The organism is Devosia crocina (genome assembly GCF_900116545.1).
Classification (GTDB): Bacteria; Pseudomonadota; Alphaproteobacteria; order Rhizobiales; family Devosiaceae; genus Devosia; species Devosia crocina.
Genome location: NZ_FPCK01000003.1, coordinates 514,231 through 534,251 on the forward strand (window position 1 = coordinate 514,231; position 20,021 = coordinate 534,251).

Genomic DNA, 20,021 nt, shown 5'->3' on the forward strand with positions numbered 1-20,021 from the left:
GTCCGGGGCAGCAAGCCCCGGAACATCATGACTGTTACCACCACCATTTCGAGCCTTGGCCATAGGGGCGAGGGCATTGCCCACCTCGAGGGCCAGCGTGTCTTTGTGCCCTTCGCCCTTCCGGGTGAGCGCGTCGCCATCACCCTCGAAAAGGACCGCGGCACCCTTGTCGACGTGCTCGACCCCGCCCCTGAGCGGGCAGTGCCCTTTTGCCCCCATTTCGGTATCTGCGGCGGCTGCCAGCTTCAGCACATTGCGCCCGATGCCTACCGGGCTTTCAAGACCAGCCTCGTGGAAATGCCGCTCCAACAGGCCGGGCTCGAGGCCAAACTTGAGCGCTTCATTTCCGCGGGCGGGGCGGGTCGCCGGCGTGCGACACTCCATGCGCGCAAGGATGCGGCCGGCTATATGCGGGCCCGCAGCCACGAGCTGCTCGACCTCGATGTTTGTCCCATTCTCGTGCCGGCGCTTAAGCCCGCGCCCGCCATTGCGCGGGCGATCGGAGCGGTGCTGGGCGAGTGCGACGTCAGTTTCACCGCCACCGATACCGGCATCGATGTCGCAGTGCGCAGCGCCATCAAGGGCGCGAAGGGCGACCGCCTCGTGCCGCTTGCCAACCAGTTTCGCCTTGCCCGGCTCGCCTTCAATGGAGAGATGCTTTTTCTCGCGCAAATGCCGCGCGTCACCATGGGCAAGGCCAGTGTGGAACTGCCCACCAGCTCTTTTCTCCAGGCAACGGCCGAGGCCGAAGCGGTGCTCGGCGCCTATGTTCAGGAACAGGTCGGCAAAGCCAAATCGGTCGCCGACCTTTTCTGCGGCATCGGCCCATTTGCCCTGCGCCTTGCCGAACAGCGTCGGGTCCTCGCCTTTGACAGCGACAAGGCTGGCATAGCTGCGCTCGACAAGGCGCGTCGCTTCACCAAGGGCATTCGCGAAGTGACCGCCAAATCGCGTGACCTCTTCCGCGATCCCCTCACCCGGTTCGAGCTGAGCTTTGATGCGGTCGTGCTCGATCCGCCGCGCGCCGGCGCCGAGGCCCAGGTGCGCGAATTGGCCAAGTCAAAGGTCGGCACGGTGGTCATGGTGGCGTGCGACGCCCGCACTTTTGCGCGCGATGCCGCGATCCTGGTGTCTGCCGGATACACTCTGAGCGATCTCGTTGCGGTCGACCAGTTCACCCAATCCACGCATATCGAAATTGCTGCCACATTTCGCCGCTAGGGTTGATGAGTTCGGCACGCAACCTTGGCTGGAGCGCTGCGTTGCCATTTCATCATGCAAATAGAGAGCGACTTCGCTGGGCGGACGTTGTCGCGTGGAGTATTGACTATGCATACCATGAAAATGACCCTGGCCATTGGCGCCCTCTGTGCTGCCGCAGCCCTTCCCGTTGTCGCAGCTCCGGGCGCCGCTAATCCCAACGGGACCTTTGTCGACAGCTACGGTACATCCTTCGAATTCTCCCTGTGCGGCGATGGTACCGCCCTTTGCGGCGTTCTGACCAATCTCGAAGGCCAGTCCGCAACCGAGGAAAACCTCGCTTATGTCGGCCAGCAGGTGATGCAGGCTGAGCAGGTTGCCCCCAATGAATGGAAGGGCGCCCTTGATGCAGGTGGCATCAGCGCTGAGGCCACCATCACCATGACAGGCCCCGATACGATCGACATCCAAGGGTGCCGCGCCGCCATTCTCTGCCAGACCCTGACCTATACCCGCGCCTGATTGCGGTGACAAAAAAACCCCGGGCTATCGGCCCGGGGTTTTTGTTTCAGCAAACGGTGGCGACTCGGTCCTTGATCACGGCAAGCACTTCATCGCCCGGGCGCTTCCACCAATTGTCCTGGGAAAAGATCTCGACCTCCTGCGGGCCGAAGAAGCCGGCATCCTCGATCATCTTGCGGATGGCGGGAAGGTCGATAACCCCGTCTCCCATCATGCCGCGGTCGAGCAACATGTCCTTGGTCGGCACGAGCCAGTCGCAGATGTGGTGAGCAAAGATGCGCTTCATGCGGCCGGCGCGCGCGATGGCTTGCGCGAGCTTGGGATCCCACCAGACGTGGTAGACGTCGATAGCAACGCCAACAGTTTCCCCCAGATCCTCGCAGATATCGAGCGCCTGATCGATCGTGTTTACGCAAGCGCGGTCGGCCGCATACATCGGGTGCAGGGGCTCGATGGCGATCTTGACGCCCGAGGCCTTGGCATGGGGCAGCATGGCAGCGATCCCGTCGCTGACCATTTTTCGCGCGCCCGGCAGGTCCTTCGAAGAGCCGGGGAGGCCGCCGACCACAAGCACGAGGCAATCGGCACTAAGCGCCGCAGCCTCGTCGATGGCGCGCAGATTGTCGTCAATCTGCTTCTGCCGGCCTTCGGCGGTTTCGGCCGGAAACATGCCGCCGCGGCAGACGCCGGTCACCTGCAGCTTGTTTTCCCGCACGATGCGCGCCGCTTCATCAAGCCCGATGGCCGCGATCTGGTCGCGCCAGGGGGAGATGGCGGTGATGCCGGCCTTGAGGCACCCGTCGACGGCTTCGGCAAAACCCCATTGCTGGCGGGTCGTGGCGAGATTGAGCGAGATTTTCCGTTCGGTCATGCTGGCACTCCATTGACCTGCAACACGGCCTTCATGCGCGCCGTGGCGAGGTCCGGATCGGCCAGAACACGCGCCTTGTCGGCAAGGCGGAAAAGTTCGCTCAGATGCTGGACCGAACGGGTCGACTGCTGGCCGCCGATCATCTGGAAATGGTCCTGGAGGCCATTGAGATAGGCGAGGAAGACGACGCCGGTCTTGTAGAACCGGGTCGGGGCAGCAAAGATATGCCGGCTCAATGGCACGGTCGGCTCGAGGATATCGAAGAACTCTTGCGTGTTGCCGCGGCCGAGAGCGGCAAGGCCCGCCGAAGCTGCCGGCGCGATGGCATCGAAAATGCCAAGCAGGGCGTGGGAATAGCCTTGATCATCGCCCGCGATCAGTTCGGCATAGTTGAAATCGTCGCCGGTATACATTTTGACGTTTGCCGGCAGGCGGCGGCGCATGGCGATTTCCTTCTCGGCGGAGAGGAGAGAAATCTTGATGCCGTCGACCTTTTCGGCATTGGCGGCAATGACGTCGAGGCAGACATCCATGGCCTTGTCATGGTCGATATCGCCCCAATAGCCCTGAAGCGCCGGATCGAACATTTCGCCCAGCCAATGCATGATGACGGGTTGCTTGACCTGGGAAAGGACGTGCCCATAGACGCGGGCATAGTCGTCCGGCGACTTGGCAGACGCAGCAAGGGCGCGGCTCGCCATGAGAATGACACGGCCGCCTTCGCCTTCGACGAAGCCGACCTGCTCGTCATAGGCCTTGATGATGTCGTCGATGGTCACATCGGGACCGGGGGCCAGGTGATCGGTTCCGGCACCGTAAGCGATAAGGGAATCGTCGCGCGTTTGGGCTTCGGCCTGTGCGCGGCGGATCAATTCCTTGGCCTCTGTCCAGGTCAGGCCCATGCCGCGCTGGGCAGTGTCCATGGCTTCGGCAACACCGAGCCCGAGATCCCACATGCGGTGTCGGAATTTCAGCGTTGTGTCCCAATCGATCGCTGGGGTGAGCCAGGGATCGTTGACGGCCAGGGGATCGGCAACGACATGCGCCGCCGAATAGGCAATGCGCGGAAAGTCAGTCGCCTCGAATTTGACGAACGGGATAGGATCACCGGTCAGCGTGTAGGGCGTGATCGAGCGGTCTGGATTGGGCAGGTTGATGGTCGGCATTTTTCTCTCCTTGCCATTCGGGCCCTGCCCTCATGGCCTTCTCCCCTAAAATCGCTCCACCGGAGCGATTTTGCCTGTGGCCGGGGCGAAGCCCCTCATCCGGCGCTGCGCGCCACCTTCTCCCCGAGCGGGAGAAGAATGGGCTGCGGCGCTGGTTCAAACTCGGTGCCCCCATTCCTCTCCCACTCGGGGAGAGGGTGGATCGGCCGGAGGCCGAGACGGGTGAGGGGGTGTTTCCCGTCAGGCGCTGATCAAAATTCCAGCTTTGGCACATCAAGCCAGCGGCGTTCTTCCCAGCTCTTCAAACCGAGTTCGGCCAGCTGCACGCCCTTGGCGCCGGCTTCGAGGCCATAGGGCCATGGAGCGTCTTCGGCGACGTGGCGCAGGAACATCTCCCACTGGACCTTGAAGCCATTATCGGCCGGCCAGTTGTCCGGAACCTCTTCCCAATCGTTGAAGAAGTTCATGGTCTGGGGCTGGTCTGGGTTCCAGACGGGCTTGGGCGTATTGACGCGGTGCTGGGTCCAGCACTTGTGAAGGCCGGCCACGGCCGAGCCATGGGTGCCATCGACATGGAAGGTCACGAGATCGTCGCGGCGCACGCGGGTCGTCCAGCTCGAATTGATCTGGGCGATTACCCCGCCCTCGAGTTCGAACGTGGCATAGGCCGCATCATCGGTGTCGGCCTTGTAGCGCTTGCCGTTCTCGTCGACACGCTCGGGAATGTGGGTGGCACCAAGGCACGAGACGGCCTGCACCTCGCCAAAGAGATTGTCGAGCACATAGCGCCAGTGGCAGAGCATATCGAGAATGATGCCGCCGCCATCGGCCTTGCGATAGTTCCAGGATGGACGCTGCGCCTTCTGCCAGTCGCCTTCGAAGACCCAATAGCCGAACTCGCCACGCACCGACAGGATATCGCCGAAGAAGCCGGAATCTTTGAGCATCTTGATCTTCATGAGACCGGGCAGAAACAGCTTGTCCTGCACCACGCCATGCTTGAGACCGGAAGCGCGGGCCGTCTTTGCCAGGTTCACCGCGACGTCGAGGTCGTCTGAAGTCGGCTTTTCGCAGTAAACGTTCTTGCCTGCAGCGAGTGCCTTTTCGAGAAGGCCGGCGCGCATCAGCGTGGTGCCGGCGTCGAAAAAGATCGTGTCGTCGGGATTGGCAAGAGCTGCGTCGAGGTCCGAACTCCAGCGCGCGATATTGTGCTTCTTGGCAAGCCGCTCGATCTTGTCGGGGTCGCGGCCAACGATGATCGGATCAACCACAAGGCGATCGCCATTCGAGAGCGTGATGCCACCCTGGTCGCGAATCGCCAGGATCGAGCGCACCAGATGCTGGTTGTAGCCCATGCGTCCGGTGACGCCATGCATGATGATGCCGATGCGTTGTTCTGCCATATGCTCCTCCGTCCGCCCCTTCGCGGTGTAACTGATTAGTTACTTACTACACATGAGGCAGAGCGGGCGTCAAGCGGGCTGATGCGGCGTTAGATCCCGATCACCATCTTGAGACCCATGAGACCGAGGAAAATCAGGATCATCCGGTCGAAAGCCTTGCGGCTCAATTTTCCTGCCAGCATCTGCCCCACGGGCATGAAAACCAGGATCGGTATCATGGCAATGATCGCCTCGAGCACCCATTCCCACTCCATGATTCCGGCAAGGATCAGCGAAGGCAGCTGCACGAGACCCAAGACCAGAAACATGGCGGAAACCGCATAGACATGCACTTGGCGATCGAGGCCCATGGCGTGGATGAATGTCACCCCGATCGGTGCTGAAATGCCTGTTGCCCCTTGGCAGACTCCACTGCCGAAGCCGGTAAAAGGTCCCATTCGCCGGGCTGCTCGGGGTCCCACGGTCACATGAGGCCGGGCGATTTTGATCACGAAGTAAACCAGCAGCAGGATCCCGAGCGAGAGCACCAGCGCACGCTCGGAGAGATTGGCGAGCAACACTGTGCCGAGCACCACACCAAGTCCTCCGGCCACCAGGAACCAAGGCATGAAGCGCATGCTCTCCTCCCGGGCGGCGGCGCGGAACTGCCATATCTGCATGCTGTTGGTCAGCACCTGGGTGATCGCCATGATCCCCACCGCGTGCTGGAGGCCGAAAGCAGTGGTGAGCACGGGAAGCGCCACGAGCGGCAGCCCCATGCCTGTTGCGCCCTTGACGATCGCTCCGGCGGCCAGGGCCAACCCCATCACGAGCCAACGCGTCAGATCGAAATCCATTCTGCCCCTCCATCCGCACGATCCGGTTCCCCTTCGGATCCGGCGTCCAGCGATACAGCGCAAGTGGCTCGGGTTAAACCGCTTTCTTTCCCGCTGAGCTGCCCCAACTCCTCACCGCCTAGTTACTTCTGGCTTGACAGTCTCGCAGCCGCGCCGCAGTCTCACCCCCGTGCCGAGGGTCCAGCAGAGGATCCCGGCGCCGCACAAGGGAGGATGGACGATGCACAAATTGCGTTTCGTCCTGGCAACGGGAGCATCGCTCCTGGTGTTGGGATCTACTTTGACTATCGCTCAGGATGCTGCCGCCGAATGGAAGCCCGACCGGCCGATCAACCTGATCGTGCCATGGGGTGCCGGCGGCTCCACCGATCAGGTCACCCGCGTCACCGCGCCGATCCTTGCCGAAGCGCTCGGGGTCGATGTGGTCGTGGTCAACCAGCCGGGTGCCTCGGGCGCCATCGGAACGCAGGAAGTGCTCAACGCCCCGCGTGACGGCTATACCTGGACCGCCAACGCCATTGCCAACAACGCGACCTATTCGGTGTCCGGCCTCTTGCCCGATACCGATATCGACGATTGGCACATCTACCTTTCGGTCGCCAATGTGCCGGTGGTTTCCGTGCCGGCCGACAGCGAGTTCGAGGATTTCGGACAGCTTCTCGAAGCGTTCAAGACGCGCGGTGCTCAGATCAGCGTTGCTACGGCTGGCGTGACCTCCTCGGGTGGCACCGCGATCGCTTCGCTTAGCGGCGCTGCCGATAATTTCGACTACAACATGATCACCTATGATGGCGGCGGGCCGGCGGCCATCGCCACCGCATCGGGCGAAGCCATGGTCACGACCCAGCTCGCCGTGGAACAGACTGAATTGATCCGCGGTGGCCGCCTCAAGGCGCTGGCCGTGCTTTCCGACCAGCCGCTGGTGCTCGAAGGCGTCGACCCCATCCCGCCGGTCACCCAGTGGCTGCCGGAAAAGGACCTCGCGCCCGATTATTTCGGCATCTTCATCCCGCGGGGCGTGCCCGACGAGGTGATCGCCACAATGGACCGTATCTGGGCCGAAGAGGTGATGAACTCCGAGGCGCTCCAGACCTATGCCGAAACGTTTGGTGCCGTTTTCGCGCCGTCCTTCGGCGCCGAGGCGCGGGCCAATGCCATGCCCGTCGTGATTCTCGAGGCCTGTTCTTCGGTCACCCGTGGCGAGGCGGTCAACGACCCATCGACTATCGGCATCGACTGCGAAACGCTTACCGAAGTCGCAGCACAATAAAGCGATGGGGCTGTCCGGCATGCCGGACAGCCCGTTTAACCCTCTGGATACGCCATGACAGATCTGCCCCAGTCGCCTCAGGTGCCCACACCCACCGATGACGACGCCAATCCCGCCATGATCAAGGCAGACCTCCTGGCAGGCCTGATCTTCATTGTTCTCGGTGTCGCCGTCTTTTATGGCGCCTGGACCATGGACCGGCTCGAAGTCCGGCGCATCCAGCCACTGACCATTCCGGGTCTTGTGCCGGGCATGTTGAGCCTGGCGCTCACCGTCTGCGGCGTCGTTCTGACCCTGCGCTCGCTTCGCCAATCCATGCCCGGTGATTGGCAGTTCCTGGGCCAGGCCATTCTGTCGGGCGCCACAGGACGGGCCATGGTCGTGATGGCGCTTGCTCTCGTTTATACTCTGGGACTCGTCGGCACGCTCCCCTTCTGGGCCGCGACCTTCCTGTTCGTCTTCGCCTTCATCATGGTGTTCGAGTGCTGGCTGGCCGAGCCGCGAAAGCCCATTCTGCCGTCGCTGCTCTGGGCCCTCGGGATTGCCGTTGTGACCTCTGCCACCGTGACGCTGGTGTTTGAACGCGTCTTTCTCGTTCGCTTGCCCTGAGGGAGACGCATATGCTCGACGGACTTTTTATGCTCGGGGCGGGTCTCGCTCACTTCCTGACCCCGCTTTCGCTTTTCAACATTGCCTGGGCGACGCTGCTGGGCATCGTCATCGGCGCCCTGCCGGGCCTAACCGCAACCATGGGCGTGGCGCTGCTTGTCACCCTTACCTACAAGATGGCGCCCGATCAGGCGATCCTGTGTCTGATGTGCGTTTATTCCGGCGCCATTTATGGCGGCAGCCGCACGGCCATTCTGCTGGCCATTCCCGGCACGCCTGCCAGTGCCGCCACAACGCTCGACGGCCATCCCTTGGCACTGCAGGGCAAGGCCGGCATGGCCATGGGCCTTGCCACCACCTCGTCGGCGCTTGGTACGCTCATTGGCATTGTCGCTCTGGCCCTGATCGCGCCGCTCCTGGCCGAAGCCGCGCTCAAGTTCGGCACCTATGAATTTTTCTGGCTCGCGCTATTCGGGGTCGTCATATCCGGTCAGCTCACGGCCATCGACGATCCCCTCAAGGGCTATATCGCCGGCATTCTGGGTCTGCTCGTCGCCATGATCGGCATGGAGACGCTCCACGCCCATCAGCGCTTCACCTTCGGCATTCCGTCCCTCGGTGGTGGCGTCGATTTGATCCCTGCCATGGTCGGCGCCTTCGGTTTTGCTGAAATTCTGGGTGTGATGAAACGCCATGCCCAGGCGCGTATCGTCTCGAGTGGGGATCGCGTCGTGCCCAAAATGGCCGATGTGATGCGCTATAAATGGACGACCCTGCGTTCGGGCATCATCGGCACCTTCGTGGGCATCGTGCCCGGCGTTGGCGAAGATGTGGGCGCCTGGGCCTCCTATGCCGCAGCCAAGCGCAAGAGCAAGGAAAGGCATCTCTTCGGCAAGGGCAGCCAGGAAGGCCTGATCGCAGCCGAAACCGGCAATTCCGCCGTTGTGCCCGGCGCCATGATCCCGACCTTGACCCTGGCTCTGCCCGGCTCGGCCGCAGCCGCGGTTCTGATCGCGGCCATGTTCATCCATGGCATTCGTCCCGGCCCGCTCCTGATGACCGAAAGCCCCGAAGTGCTTTATCAGGTCGTGGCCATTCTCTTCTTTTCGACCCTGGGCATCCTGGTGTTCGGCCTTACCCTCACCAAGCCACTGGTAAGTGTCCTCGCCGTGCCGCGCGAGCGGCTCATGGCGGTGGTTTATGTGCTTTGCGTCGTGGGCTCCTTCGCCATCACGCAGCGCATGTTCGATGTCTACGTGATGATCGCCTTCGGCATCATCGGGTTCATCCTGCGCGAGATGAAATACCCCATGGCGCCGCTGGTTCTCGGCATCATTCTAGGCGATCTGCTCGATCTCAATCTGCGGCGCGGCCTCATGCTCACCAATGGCGATCCGAGCCCGTTCTTTACCCGACCGATCAGTGCTGTTATCTGCCTCGTGATCGTCTTCACCATTCTCATGTCCATTCCGGCGGTGTCCAAACGTGTCAGAGCCCTCTTCACCCGTGGCAGCAGCCAGGCGACCGGCTGAGGCCCCGGCGGCAAGGCGGCCCAGGAATTCGGCCAAGACCAAGGCCTCCATCCTCGCCGCTGGCCGGGTGGAGTTCGCCGATCGCGGGTTCGAGGGCGCGCGGGTGGATGCGATTGCTGAGCGGGCAGGGGCCAACAAGCGCCTGCTCTACCACTATTTCGGCAACAAGGAGGATCTCTATCGCGCGGTCCTGCTCGATGCCTACCAGGAGATCCGCAGGGGTGAGCGGGCGCTAAGCCTTGATCAATACGATCCCGTCCAGGCCATGGACCGGCTGGTGCGCTTCACCTTCCGCCACTTTCTGGCCAATCCATGGTTTCCGCGCCTCCTGGGCACGGAAAACATCGAGAATGCGCGTTTTCTCAAAACCATGCCCGATATCAAGGCGCTGCACTCCCCTCTGGTCGGGCAGATCGCCGCCATCATCGAGCGGGGCAACACAGCCGGCATTTTCCGGCGCGACGTCGATCCGGTTCAGCTCTATATTTCGGTCGCAGCGCTCGGTTTTTTCTACGTTTCGAACACCGCCACCCTGTCGGTGATCTTCGAGCGCGATCTGTCGAGCGTCGCCATGGTGCAGGAGCGCGAAGCCCATGCCGTACAGATGGTGCTTGATTATCTCCGCACCAAGCCGGGAGCGTGAAGGCTCGTCTTTCCCTTCGCCGGTTTGGAGAGAAGGTGGCGCGAAGCGCCCGATGAGGCATTTTGCGGGGCGGTCGAAAGGCTTGGCCCCACATCTTTTTCGCACCGAAAAGAGAGGAAGAAGGAGCCGGTACCGTTCGGCTCCCTCCAGGCGTCAAAGATCCACATCATCCTCCCCGAGTGCGTCCACCTCGGCTGCGGCGCGGCGCAGGATTTCCGCTGCCCGGCGCTGATGCTCCTCCGAGCCGTGGCGGGCCTTCTTGATCGCCTGTTTCAGCGCCTTGCGCGCCTCGTCGAGCTCGGGCGCCGCATCCTGCATGGGCCGGTCCGCTTCATAGGTGCGATGAGGCGCGGCATCGGCGTCCTCCGGGCGTCCGCCAAACGGCCAGTCGGCTTTGACGAATTCGCGGAAGCGATTGAACTGGTCGCCCGTGCGCGCCAGGAAATCAAGCGTGCCGGCCACCGCGTCGCGGTTTTCGCCCAAGTGCGTCCGTCCCTCGTCGGTGATCGTATAAAGCTTCTTGTTGCCCTCGGCCGAAGAGGTCACATAACCCGCCTCTTCGAGGTAGGTCAGCGCTGGATAAACGATGCCCGGGCTGGGCGAATAAACGCCATTGGAGCGCTCTTCGATGGCCTTGATCAGGTCATAGCCGTGCCGGGGCTGCTGATCGATGAGATAAAGCGCAACCAGGCGCACATCGCCTGCCGCCAGCATGCGGCCGACGCGGATATTTCCGCCCCACTGCCCCAGATCGTCCTCGGAAAAATTCTGCTGGAACTTGCCCCAGCCGCGCCGCGCCATCTGCTCGAAGCGCCGCCAATTGGGTTCGCCATTACGCCAGTATGACATGATGTGTCTCCGCTATGTTTTCGCCCTTGTGCTTAGGTCGGATCATCCGGAGACTGTTTCAAGATATATCTTGTGAAAGTTTTGACCGTAGCTGGGCCTCCTCTCAAGGAGAAGGCGCGGCCTAGCTATTGAGCTCCACGGGCCTATTCGCCGCCATACTGAAAGAACCAGTAGTCGATCCGCTCTGCCAGCCAGCCATCCGCTTCCATTTCGGCGAGTGCCGCATTGAAGGGCTCGACGAGGTCCGAACCCGGTGTCAGGATAAAGCCGAGCGGATCGGCCTTGATCGGCTCGCCCACCTGCTTGAAGGCCCCGGGATCTGCGCCGATATAGCCGGCGGAAGCAGCCTGATCGGCGATCACTGCATCGACATCGCCCGATTTGACGGCCTGCACGGCAGCACCGAAATTATTGAAGGTCCGCACCCTCGGATTGGCTTCGTCGCCGTCGAGCACGTCATATACAGCGGTATAAAAGGATGAAGTCCCCGCCTGCGCGCCGAACAGGAGCTCTGGGTTTTCGCCAAAGCTTTCCTTGCTGTCGAACCGGTCCTCATCGGCCCGAACCAGGAAATATTGTTCGACCGTGATGAAAGGTTCGGTGAAGTCGATCTGCTGGGCCCGCTCGGCGGTGATGGTGATCCCGTCCGCTCCGATATCGAACTGTCCGGTGCGCACCGATTCGATCATCACGTCCCAGGCCACCAGGTTCCAGTTGACCTCCGCATTGAGCCGCCGCGCCGCCTCGTTGATCACGTCATATTCGAGCCCGATCCCCTCATTGGTTTCCGGATCGGCAAAGTTGAGCGGATAATAGGCATTTTCGGTCACCGCCTCGATGGTGCGGCCACCGAGATCGGGCAGGCCCTGTGCCAGCACAGGCTGCGCCAGCGTCAGGCCGGCCAAGGCAAGAGCAACGGAAATCTTCATCGTCATCGCGTCCCCAAAACGAGCAAGGTCCTTCGTCTGGAGATTATTGCGCTTTACGCCTGGGTGAAAAGGGGCTTTCGACCCCGCACGATCATACCCGGTCGATATGCCCAAGGCTCCGCTCCGGATCGATGCGGTCCCGCACCATCTGCTTGAGCACGCGGCTATCGGGAAATCCGCCGTCGCGCTTGCGCTCCCAGACGAGGTCGCCATCGAGCCTGATCTCGAAAATCCCGCCCGTGCCGGGCACCAGCGTCACAGAGGCCAGCTCGAGCGAAAAGGTCGAGAGCAGTTCCTGAGCCATCCAGGCCGATCGCAGCATCCAGTTGCACTGGGTACAATAGGTGATGGTCACATGAGGCTTGGCCGGGGCCTGGTTCATCGCCGCTCCTTGTCGGGGGCTCAGCCCCCGAACAGCAGATCCATCAGCGTGCGTTGCGAGTTCTGGTTCTGGTAGTTCGGCTGCTGGCCCATATCGGCGGGTGGAGCGAACTGACCATTTCCCTGCGGCTGGATCGGCTGACCCTGCTGCATCTGCTGACCCTGGCTGGCCGGCGCACTCGGCACCCACACCTGCTGGCCGGTGGCGGGGTCGACCACGAGCGTCATCGGCATGCCGGTCTCGGGATCGATGGGAGCCGAATTGTCGAAGCCGTTTTCGAGCCCCTGTTGCTGTTGCTGCTGCTGGAGCGGGAAGCCGGTCACCGGGTCGATGGCCTGGCCCTGCCCATCGTAGGCGGTTTGCCCAAACCCTTGATCCACCGGCATGCCGGTCGTCTGGTCGAACATCTGCCCGGTCTGGATCGGGGGATTGGTATTGCCCTCTGGGGTAATCGGCTGCAGGCCTTGCATGGGCTGCCCGGTCGCCGGATCGATGGCGATAACCTGCCCGGTCGCCGGATCGGTTACGGTCTGCACCGGCTGGCCCGTGCCGCCATCGACATATTGCACCTGCGGCTGGCCGGTCGCGGGATCGATCACGGGCTGCCCGGTATTAGGGTCGATCAACTGCTGGGCCACGAGCTGGCCCTGGTAGGAGCCGCCCGGAATAGGCGTGGGCGAACGCCCTTCCAGCGCCTTGGTCATGAACTGGGACCAGATCGAGGCCGGCACATTGCCGCCCGAGAGCCTTGTGCCCTTGTTGTCGTCATTGCCCAGCCACACCCCCGTCACCATGGCCGAGGTATAGCCGACAAACAGGGCATCGCGCGATTCCTGCGAGGTACCGGTCTTGCCCCCCATGTCCCAGCCGCCGATCTGCGCGCCGCGCCCGGTGCCCACCTCGACGGCGGTTTCGAGCATGTCGTTCATTTCGGCCAGCACATTTGGATCGATCACGCGGCCGGGCCCGGCATCGGAGGCTTCATAGAGCACGTTGCCCTTCACGTCCTCGATCTTGGTGATCACATTGGGAATGACGCCCATGCCGCCATTGGCAAAGGGTGCATAGGCACTGGTCAATTCGAGCAGGTTCACTTCTTGTGTGCCAAGCGCAATGGACGGCACCGGAGTCATTGCCGAGGAAATGCCCATGCGCGTCGCCACATCGATCACCGCCTGCGGTGTCACATCGATGGCAAGGCGCCCGGCAATGGTGTTGAGCGAATAGGCAAGACCCTGGCGCAGCGTCACCGTGCCGGCATATTTGCCGGTCGAGTTGCGCGGGCTCCAGCCATTGTATTCGAACTGGGCGTCTTCGGCGAGCGTATCGGGCGTATAGCCCTTTTCCATGGCCGCCATGTAGACGAAGGGCTTGAAGGTCGAGCCCGGCTGGCGTTTGGCCGTCACGGCGCGGTTGAACTGGCTGGCCTGATAGTCGACGCCACCCACCATGGCGCGCACGGTGCCGTCCACATCCATGGCCACGAGCGCGCCCTGGCTGAAGCCGCGATTGGCACCCTCATTGGCCACGGCTTCGCGCACGATGAACTCGGCGTCCTTCTGCATTTTCCAGTCTATCGTGGTCTGGACCACCACGTCATCACCGATTTCCCCGATATAGGAGGTCATCAGGCTCTCGACCCAGTCCGCGACATAGGATTCCGAACCCGCCACTACGGTACGCACGCTCGATTGATCCGGGTCGATCTGGGCGGCATTGGCCTCTTCGCGGGTGATGTAGCCTTCCTGCGCCATGGCATTGAGCACCAGGCGCTGGCGCTCGATGGCGCGCTGCGGATTGGCCTTGGGGTTGTAGGCCGAAGGCGCGGGCAGGATACCCACCAGCATGGCGGCCTGGCCAAGCGAGAGATTGCGCGCCGAAACGCCGAAATAGGTCTGGGCCGCCGCTTCGATCCCGGTCGCGCCGGCGCCGAAATAGACGCGGTTCATGTAGAGTTCGAGGATTTCCTCTTTGGTGAAATTCTGCTCGAGCCAAACCGCGAGAATTGCTTCCTGCACCTTGCGGCCCAGAGTTTGGTCAGGCGTGAGAAAGAGGTTCTTGGCGACCTGCTGGGTGATGGTGGACGCACCACGCGTCACCCCACGCGCCTGGATGGATTCCACGGCAACCGCCATCAGGCCGATGGGATCAACGCCGAAATGGGTCATGAAGCGCCGGTCTTCCGAGGCGATAAAGGCGGCCGGCACGAATTGGGGCAGTTCGCGGAAGGTCACGGCTTCGCCGCCGGTCTGGCCGCGATTGGAGATCAGGCTGCCATCGGCGGCAAGAATGCGGATATTGGGCGGCCGGTCGGGAATGGCCCAGCTATTGGACGAAGGCAGCTGCGCCCCGTAGTAAACGATGACGGCAATGGCTGCGAGACCGCCCCAGAGACAGGCAACGAAACCCCACCACAACAGCCCCATGAGAAAGCCGCCCGAGCGAGAGCGGCGCTTTTTGGGGCGTGCAGCCTCGGCCTTGCCGCGGCGGGGCTGCTTTTCCCCGCGCGGCGGCTTCTTGCCCCGGGGCGGTTTGCCGCCACTGCCATTGCCGCTGCCGCCGATTGGTCCGCCCGAGCGTTCGTCATCGACAAATCCGCCCACGGCCTGCCCCAGGCTTGGTTCCACGCGTTGTCCCTTGCCGGCGCGTGCCTGTGGCTTGCTTGCCCTTTGGGGCTGGCCACCAACGCGATCATCGGCCGAAATGCGGAAGTCCATCGAGCATACCTGGTCTTGGGGGTCTCAACCCGCTTCTATCCTGTTCTTTCCATCTGGGAAACAAAAGGTAAGCGGGAGGTTAAAGTCCTGTCGCGCGCTATGTGGAAGGGCTCACCCGTTTCTGCTGCGTCCTGCGTTCGGATAGGGCGCTTTTCCCCCGCAAATGTGGCCGGTTTATGGGAATTTGCACTGCTTCCCGCCAGGTGTTTCGCCGCCGCCACAGCGTCCCTGGCTGCACCGGTTCGGCACAGTCAGGCTTAGGCGTGACAGCGGCAGCCTGCGGGATTACTCTTGATCCGCCAGAGGCACGGGGAGGTCAGCCATGCCACGCTTTCTTGCCGTCTATACCATGCCGCCCGAAAACCTCGCGCAGTTCCGCGCCCTCCCCAAGGAGAAGCAGGACGCCATCGATGCGGTTGGCGTAAAGCTCTGGGGCGAATGGGAAACCCAGCATTCCCCGAGCTTTGCCGATGCCGGCGGCATGGTCGGCAAGACCCTGCGCGTGTCGGCGCAAGGCACTGCCCCGGCCAGCAACACGATCTGCGGCTATGTCGTGGTGCGCGCCGGCACGATTGAAGAGGCTGCCGAGATTTTCCGCAACCACCCCCATTTCGCGCTTTTCCCCGGCGACGCCGTCGACATCATGCCGCTGGTCACCGGCCCCCCGGATTGACTTTCCCGGCAGCGTCTCCATCTGCCTTGCCTCTGCCATCGCGTGCAGTCACAACTGCGTGCATGCGCATCGCTCTCGCCGTCTTTCTCTGTCTTGCCGTCAATCTCGTGCCCGCGCGCGCCGGATCGGTCGACACCGCCTTTTCCGGCGCCATCGGACAGTTCGAGGCGGCCTTTCCCCATCTTCCGGCCGAACTCTTTGGCGTTGATACCGCCACCTATCGCGATGCCCTGACCTTGCGCCGCTTCGCCTCCGCCCATTGGGGCAGTCCGGTCGCGCTGCGGGTCGAAGAGGGGACCGCGGCAAACCCCTCTTGCGCCCGTTTTGCCGCTTTTGTGCGCCTGCCGCCGCAAAGTGGCGAGGTTTCGCTTGTGCTCTGTCCGCAATTTCATACACCCGGCGCCGATGCCCTGCGCACTCTGACCGTGCTCCACGAACTCGTCCATGTCGTTGCCGGGCCCGATGAGTGCCGCGCCATGGCCTTTGCCGCCCAGGTCGAACATCTGGCGACGGGCCAGTTCACCGACGTTGCGCGCTACTGGAACGCCAATGGATGTGGCAGATCTGGGTTCGCCCTGCCGTAGCAGCAACGGTGAGGGGCTTTCCTTCAGCCGCGAAAAGTTACCGCCACCCGAGCCCCGGCGCCACATGGGTGAGAATGCTCTCGATCACATGCGCGTTGTAGTCGACGCCAAGCTGGTTGGGCACGGTCAGCAACAGCGTATCGGCTTCCGCAATCGCCTCGTCGCGCCGCAATTGCTCGATCAGCTTGTCCGGCTCTCCGGTATAGCCGCGACCGAACACGGCGCGCTTTTCCGGTTCGATATAGCCGAACTGGTCCTGCTCGGGCCGTCCGGCACCAAAGAACATCCGGTCCTGATCATTGACGAGGGCGAAGATCGAGCGGCTCACCGATACACGTGGGGTGTGGCCATGCCCGGCTTCCGCCCACGCAGCCCGATAAGCGCGGATCTGTTCGGCCTGCTGCACATGGAACGGCTTGCCGCTCTCGTCGAATTTCAAGGTCGAGGATTGCAGATGCATGCCCATCTTGGCGGCCCAGACCGCCGTCGCATCGCTCGCTGCGCCCCACCAGATGCGCTCGCGCAACCCCTCCGAATGAGGCTCGAGCCGCAACATGCCGGGCGGATTGGGAAACATCGGCTGCGGATTGGGCTGGGCGAAACCTTTGCCCTTCAACACCTCGAGAAACACTTCGGCATGCTGACGCGCCATGTCCTGGTCGGTCTTGCCCTCTTCGGGCTGAAAACCGAAATAGCGCCAGCCATCGATCACCTGTTCGGGCGAACCGCGCGAAATCCCCAGCTGCAGGCGCCCGCCCGCGATCAGGTCCGCCGCGCCGGCGTCTTCGGCCATATAGAGCGGGTTTTCATAGCGCATGTCGATCACGGCGGTGCCAAGTTCGATGGTTTTGGTCTTGGCGCCGGCCGCTGCGAGCAGCGGAAAGGGCGAAGCGAGCTGGCGGGCAAAATGGTGCACGCGGAAATAGGCGCCATCGGCGCCCAGCTCCTCGGCCGCCACGGCCAGATCGATCGATTGCAACAGCGCATCGCCGGCCGAGCGCGTGCCCGATTGCGGCGAGGGATTCCAGTGCCCAAAGGACAAAAAGCCGATCTTCTTCATGGCGCGCCTTGCTCCGTTCGTGTCTCCCGATAGCTATGTCGTCAATCGCAAACGAAAAAGCCAGCCCGCCGGAACGGACTGGCTCTGATCAGCGAACGATGAACCACCATCCAGATGTTCCACCGTCACCAGCCGGTTAAAGCCTATACGTCGAGATTGCTCACGTTGAGCGCATTGTCCTGGATGAAATCGCGGCGCGGCTCGACGAGGTCGCCCATCAGGGCGGTAAAGATCTGGTCGGCTTCGTCGGTCTGGTCGATTTCGACGCGCAGCAAGGTTCTGGCATTGGGATCAAGCGTTGTTTCCCACAGCTGCTCGGCATTCATTTCGCCAAGGCCTTTATAGCGCTGCAGGCTCACGCCCTTGCGGCCGGCATCGGTCACCGCCTTGAAGAGCGATGTGGGTCCGAAAATATTGATCGTGTCGTTCTTGCGCTTGAGCACCGGCACGCCGCCGAACAATTCGTCGAGCCGCCCCGCCAATTGCCGCAGCTTGCGCGCATCGGCCGATTGTAGCAGCGCCCGATCGATCTGATGCGTTTCGGCCACCCCGCGCACCGTACGCGAAAAGGCGAGGGCCTCCTCGTCGGTCACCGCGCCGGTCCAGCCGCGTTCGAGTTCATCGGAAATTCGGTCGAGCCGGCTGGCGACGCGCTGAAGCGTTTCGGCGCTCTTCTCCGGGTCGGACATACCGTCCGGATCGAGCCCGCCGACGATGGCGGCCTGTTCGACCAGATTGCGGTTGTAGCGGGTGTTGAGGTTCTTGATGGCGTAGTCGATGTCGCGAGCCTGCTGCAGAATGGCAAGCAGGTCGGGTCCGGCATGCTCGACCCCGTCGCGTGTCGTGAACACGGCTTCGTCGAGCCCGGCATCGATCAGGTAATCCTCGAGCGCCCGCTCGTCCTTGAGATATTGCTCGGAGCGGCCCCGGGTCGCCTTATACAGCGGGGGCTGGGCGATATAGATATGGCCGCGCTCGATCAGTTCCGGCGTCTGCCGGTAAAAGAAGGTGAGCAGCAGCGTGCGGATATGGGCGCCGTCGACATCGGCGTCCGTCATGATGATGATCTTGTGGTAGCGCAGCTTGTCGGCGTTGAACTCTTCGCGGCCAATGCCGGTGCCGAGCGCGGTGATCAGCGTGCCGACCTGGTCCGAAGAGATCATGCGATCAAAGCGCGCGCGCTCGACATTGAGGATCTTGCCGCGCAGCGGCAACACGGCCTGGTTGGAGCGGTCGCGCCCCTGCTTGGCCGAACCACCGGCCGAATCGCCCTCGACGATGAAGATCTCGCTCTTTGCCGGATCGCGTTCCTGGCAGTCGGCCAGCTTGCCGGGCAGGGACGAGATTTCGAGTGCGCCCTTGCGCCGGGTCAGCTCGCGCGCCTTGCGCGCGGCTTCGCGGGCAGCGGCAGCTTCAACCACCTTGCCCACGATGGTCTTGGCTTCGTTTGGATGCTCCTCGAACCACTGGCCGAGCTTTTCGTTGACGATGTTCTCGACCACCGGCCGGACTTCTGAGGACACGAGCTTGTCCTTGGTCTGGCTCGAAAATTTCGGGTCCGGCACCTTGACCGACAGCACGCAGGTCAGACCTTCGCGCGTGTCGTCGCCCGAAAGTTCCACCTTCTCTTTCTTGGCGATGCCCGAGGAGGTCGCATAGCCGGTGACCTGGCGCGTCAAGGCACCGCGAAGACCGGCAAGATGCGTGCCGCCATCGCGCTGAGGAATGTTGTTGGTGAAGCACAGCACGTTTTCATGGTAGCTGTCGTTCCACTGCAGCGCCACTTCGACGGTAATGCCGTCCTTTTCCGAACGCATGACGATCGGAGTTTCGATCACCGGCGCCTTGGACTTGTCGAGATAGCGCACGAAGGCCTCCAGCCCACCTTCGTAGAAGAGCTCCACTTCGACCGGCTCGGGATGGCGATGGTCGCGCAGGAGAATGCGCACGCCCGAATTGAGAAAGGCGAGTTCGCGCAGGCGATGCTCAAGCGTCTTGAAGTCGAACTCCACCATGGTGAAGGTCTGGGGGCTCGGCAGGAAGGTGATCTCGGAGCCCGACCGGCCCTCATAGGTGCCCGGCTTCTTGTCCTCGACGTAATTCCCGATCACCGCGAGCGGGGCATCGGCCACGCCATGGGTGAAGCTCATCTCGTGGATCTTGCCATTGCGGCGGATATTGAGCTTGAGAAACACCGAGAGCGCGTTGACGACGGACACGCCGACGCCATGCAGACCCCCGGAAACCTTATAGGAATTCTGGTCGAACTTTCCGCCGGCATGGAGCTGGGTCATGATGACCTCGGCTGCCGAAACGCCTTCGGATCTGTGGATGTCGGTCGGAATGCCGCGGCCATTGTCGTTGACCGAGCAGGAGCCATCGGCATTCAGCGTCACCGTCACGAGATCGGCGTGACCGGCCAGCGCCTCGTCGATGGCATTGTCGACGACTTCGTAGACCATGTGATGCAGGCCCGAACCGTCATCCGTATCCCCGATATACATGCCCGGGCGCTTGCGCACGGCATCGAGGCCCTTGAGCACCTTGATGCTGTCGGCGCCATATTCGTTCGGGGTCGGATTTTCGCTGTCGCTCATGGGGTCCGAATCAGTCTCTTTCAACTTGGATTTGTTCTACCGGAATGGGGTGCAATCCCCAAGAAAATTGCCGGTTTTCGTGGCTTTTGCTGGGCATAAGGCGGCGCTCGGGACCATTCTTCTCCCTCTCGGGAAGAAGGTGGCGCGCAGCGCCGGATGAGGGGTGGTCTCGTGCCTG

Annotated in this window: 18 protein-coding genes; 8 read left to right on the forward strand and 10 right to left on the reverse strand. The window is 62.5% G+C overall.

Features of this window, described 5'->3' with window-relative positions:
* Positions 1-27: 27 nt before the first annotated feature.
* Positions 28-1,221 (forward strand): class I SAM-dependent RNA methyltransferase, encoded by a 1,194-nt coding sequence (locus BM364_RS15720; RefSeq protein ID WP_092426202.1) that lies wholly within the window; start codon positions 28-30, stop codon positions 1,219-1,221.
* Between the two features lie 108 nt (positions 1,222-1,329).
* Positions 1,330-1,722 carry a hypothetical protein gene (locus BM364_RS15725; protein ID WP_092426203.1) on the forward strand — a complete coding sequence of 131 codons (393 nt, stop codon included), beginning with the start codon at positions 1,330-1,332 and terminating at the stop codon, positions 1,720-1,722.
* Positions 1,723-1,768: 46 nt separating this feature from the next.
* Here BM364_RS15725 and BM364_RS15730 read toward each other — a convergent pair whose 3' ends face one another.
* From BM364_RS15730 to BM364_RS15750, 4 genes are all read right to left on the reverse strand, one after another.
* Entirely contained in the window at positions 1,769-2,593 is an 825-nt protein-coding gene (locus BM364_RS15730; protein ID WP_092426206.1) for a sugar phosphate isomerase/epimerase family protein, read from the reverse strand.
* Positions 2,590-3,759, reverse strand: a complete 1,170-nt coding sequence (locus BM364_RS15735; protein ID WP_092426207.1) for a dihydrodipicolinate synthase family protein — start codon at positions 3,757-3,759, stop codon at positions 2,590-2,592. The genes BM364_RS15730 and BM364_RS15735 overlap by 4 nt, the downstream gene beginning before the upstream one ends.
* A gap of 251 nt (positions 3,760-4,010) precedes the next feature.
* Positions 4,011-5,162 (reverse strand): Gfo/Idh/MocA family protein, encoded by a 1,152-nt coding sequence (locus BM364_RS15745; protein ID WP_092426210.1) that lies wholly within the window; start codon positions 5,160-5,162, stop codon positions 4,011-4,013.
* An 89-nt stretch (positions 5,163-5,251) separates the two neighbouring features.
* Positions 5,252-5,998, reverse strand: a complete 747-nt coding sequence (locus BM364_RS15750; RefSeq protein ID WP_092426212.1) for a sulfite exporter TauE/SafE family protein — start codon at positions 5,996-5,998, stop codon at positions 5,252-5,254.
* A gap of 220 nt (positions 5,999-6,218) precedes the next feature.
* Here BM364_RS15750 and BM364_RS15755 point away from each other — a divergent pair, with 220 nt between their 5' ends.
* Genes BM364_RS15755 through BM364_RS15770 form a run of 4 tightly spaced genes read left to right on the forward strand, consistent with a single transcriptional unit; the run spans position 6,219 to position 10,052 of the window.
* Positions 6,219-7,268 (forward strand): Bug family tripartite tricarboxylate transporter substrate binding protein, encoded by a 1,050-nt coding sequence (locus BM364_RS15755; RefSeq protein WP_092426213.1) that lies wholly within the window; start codon positions 6,219-6,221, stop codon positions 7,266-7,268.
* A gap of 54 nt (positions 7,269-7,322) precedes the next feature.
* Positions 7,323-7,877, forward strand: coding sequence for a tripartite tricarboxylate transporter TctB family protein (locus tag BM364_RS15760; RefSeq protein WP_092426215.1), 555 nt, complete (start codon positions 7,323-7,325; stop codon positions 7,875-7,877).
* 11 nt (positions 7,878-7,888) lie between these two features.
* Positions 7,889-9,409, forward strand: coding sequence for a tripartite tricarboxylate transporter permease (locus BM364_RS15765; RefSeq protein WP_092426216.1), 1,521 nt, complete (start codon positions 7,889-7,891; stop codon positions 9,407-9,409).
* On the forward strand, positions 9,384-10,052 hold the full coding sequence (locus tag BM364_RS15770) for a TetR/AcrR family transcriptional regulator (protein WP_175528635.1): 669 nt from the start codon (positions 9,384-9,386) through the stop codon (positions 10,050-10,052). Before BM364_RS15765 ends, BM364_RS15770 begins: the two co-directional genes overlap by 26 nt.
* A 153-nt stretch (positions 10,053-10,205) precedes the next feature.
* Here the strand turns inward: BM364_RS15770 and BM364_RS15775 are convergent, their stop codons facing one another.
* The 4 genes from BM364_RS15775 to BM364_RS15790 form a co-directional block, all read right to left on the reverse strand.
* Entirely contained in the window at positions 10,206-10,901 is a 696-nt protein-coding gene (locus tag BM364_RS15775; RefSeq protein WP_092426220.1) for a PadR family transcriptional regulator, read from the reverse strand.
* 143 nt (positions 10,902-11,044) lie between these two features.
* A complete protein-coding gene (locus BM364_RS15780; RefSeq protein ID WP_092426221.1) occupies positions 11,045-11,836 on the reverse strand; it encodes a substrate-binding periplasmic protein in 792 nt (263 codons plus the stop codon).
* An 85-nt stretch (positions 11,837-11,921) separates the two neighbouring features.
* Positions 11,922-12,212: an Rdx family protein gene (locus BM364_RS15785; RefSeq protein ID WP_092426223.1), complete on the reverse strand. Its 291-nt coding sequence runs from the start codon at positions 12,210-12,212 to the stop codon at positions 11,922-11,924.
* Positions 12,213-12,232: 20 nt separating this feature from the next.
* Entirely contained in the window at positions 12,233-14,929 is a 2,697-nt protein-coding gene (locus tag BM364_RS15790) for a transglycosylase domain-containing protein (RefSeq protein ID WP_092426225.1), read from the reverse strand.
* A 322-nt stretch (positions 14,930-15,251) separates the two neighbouring features.
* On the opposite strand from BM364_RS15790, the gene BM364_RS15795 reads away from it, so the two are divergent.
* Positions 15,252-15,602 (forward strand): hypothetical protein, encoded by a 351-nt coding sequence (locus BM364_RS15795; protein WP_092426227.1) that lies wholly within the window; start codon positions 15,252-15,254, stop codon positions 15,600-15,602.
* Between the two features lie 62 nt (positions 15,603-15,664).
* Positions 15,665-16,186, forward strand: a complete 522-nt coding sequence (locus BM364_RS15800; RefSeq protein WP_092426229.1) for a hypothetical protein — start codon at positions 15,665-15,667, stop codon at positions 16,184-16,186.
* A 37-nt stretch (positions 16,187-16,223) separates the two neighbouring features.
* On the opposite strand, the gene BM364_RS15805 is transcribed toward BM364_RS15800, so the two are convergent.
* Together BM364_RS15805 and gyrB are read right to left on the reverse strand one after the other, a co-directional pair.
* The gene (locus BM364_RS15805; protein ID WP_092426231.1) at positions 16,224-17,246 is read right to left on the reverse strand and encodes an LLM class flavin-dependent oxidoreductase; all 1,023 of its coding nucleotides are present in this window, start codon (positions 17,244-17,246) and stop codon (positions 16,224-16,226) included.
* A gap of 143 nt (positions 17,247-17,389) precedes the next feature.
* Entirely contained in the window at positions 17,390-19,843 is a 2,454-nt protein-coding gene (gene gyrB, locus BM364_RS15810; RefSeq protein WP_092426232.1) for a DNA topoisomerase (ATP-hydrolyzing) subunit B, read from the reverse strand.
* Between the last annotated feature and the right edge of the window lie 178 nt (positions 19,844-20,021).

What these genes read in the sequence shown, in the direction of transcription:
- BM364_RS15720 (WP_092426202.1), top strand. Translation starts at nt 28, where the DNA reads ATGACTGTTACCACCACCATTTCGAGCCTTGGCCATAGGGGCGAGGGC.
- BM364_RS15725 (WP_092426203.1), top strand. Translation starts at nt 1,330, where the DNA reads ATGCATACCATGAAAATGACCCTGGCCATTGGCGCCCTCTGTGCTGCC.
- BM364_RS15730 (WP_092426206.1), bottom strand. Translation starts at nt 2,593, where the DNA reads ATGACCGAACGGAAAATCTCGCTCAATCTCGCCACGACCCGCCAGCAA.
- BM364_RS15735 (WP_092426207.1), bottom strand. Translation starts at nt 3,759, where the DNA reads ATGCCGACCATCAACCTGCCCAATCCAGACCGCTCGATCACGCCCTAC.
- BM364_RS15745 (WP_092426210.1), bottom strand. Translation starts at nt 5,162, where the DNA reads ATGGCAGAACAACGCATCGGCATCATCATGCATGGCGTCACCGGACGC.
- BM364_RS15750 (WP_092426212.1), bottom strand. Translation starts at nt 5,998, where the DNA reads ATGGATTTCGATCTGACGCGTTGGCTCGTGATGGGGTTGGCCCTGGCC.
- BM364_RS15755 (WP_092426213.1), top strand. Translation starts at nt 6,219, where the DNA reads ATGCACAAATTGCGTTTCGTCCTGGCAACGGGAGCATCGCTCCTGGTG.
- BM364_RS15760 (WP_092426215.1), top strand. Translation starts at nt 7,323, where the DNA reads ATGACAGATCTGCCCCAGTCGCCTCAGGTGCCCACACCCACCGATGAC.
- BM364_RS15765 (WP_092426216.1), top strand. Translation starts at nt 7,889, where the DNA reads ATGCTCGACGGACTTTTTATGCTCGGGGCGGGTCTCGCTCACTTCCTG.
- BM364_RS15775 (WP_092426220.1), bottom strand. Translation starts at nt 10,901, where the DNA reads ATGTCATACTGGCGTAATGGCGAACCCAATTGGCGGCGCTTCGAGCAG.
- BM364_RS15780 (WP_092426221.1), bottom strand. Translation starts at nt 11,836, where the DNA reads ATGACGATGAAGATTTCCGTTGCTCTTGCCTTGGCCGGCCTGACGCTG.
- BM364_RS15785 (WP_092426223.1), bottom strand. Translation starts at nt 12,212, where the DNA reads ATGAACCAGGCCCCGGCCAAGCCTCATGTGACCATCACCTATTGTACC.
- BM364_RS15790 (WP_092426225.1), bottom strand. Translation starts at nt 14,929, where the DNA reads ATGGACTTCCGCATTTCGGCCGATGATCGCGTTGGTGGCCAGCCCCAA.
- BM364_RS15795 (WP_092426227.1), top strand. Translation starts at nt 15,252, where the DNA reads ATGCCACGCTTTCTTGCCGTCTATACCATGCCGCCCGAAAACCTCGCG.
- BM364_RS15800 (WP_092426229.1), top strand. Translation starts at nt 15,665, where the DNA reads ATGCGCATCGCTCTCGCCGTCTTTCTCTGTCTTGCCGTCAATCTCGTG.
- BM364_RS15805 (WP_092426231.1), bottom strand. Translation starts at nt 17,246, where the DNA reads ATGAAGAAGATCGGCTTTTTGTCCTTTGGGCACTGGAATCCCTCGCCG.
- gyrB (WP_092426232.1), bottom strand. Translation starts at nt 19,843, where the DNA reads ATGAGCGACAGCGAAAATCCGACCCCGAACGAATATGGCGCCGACAGC.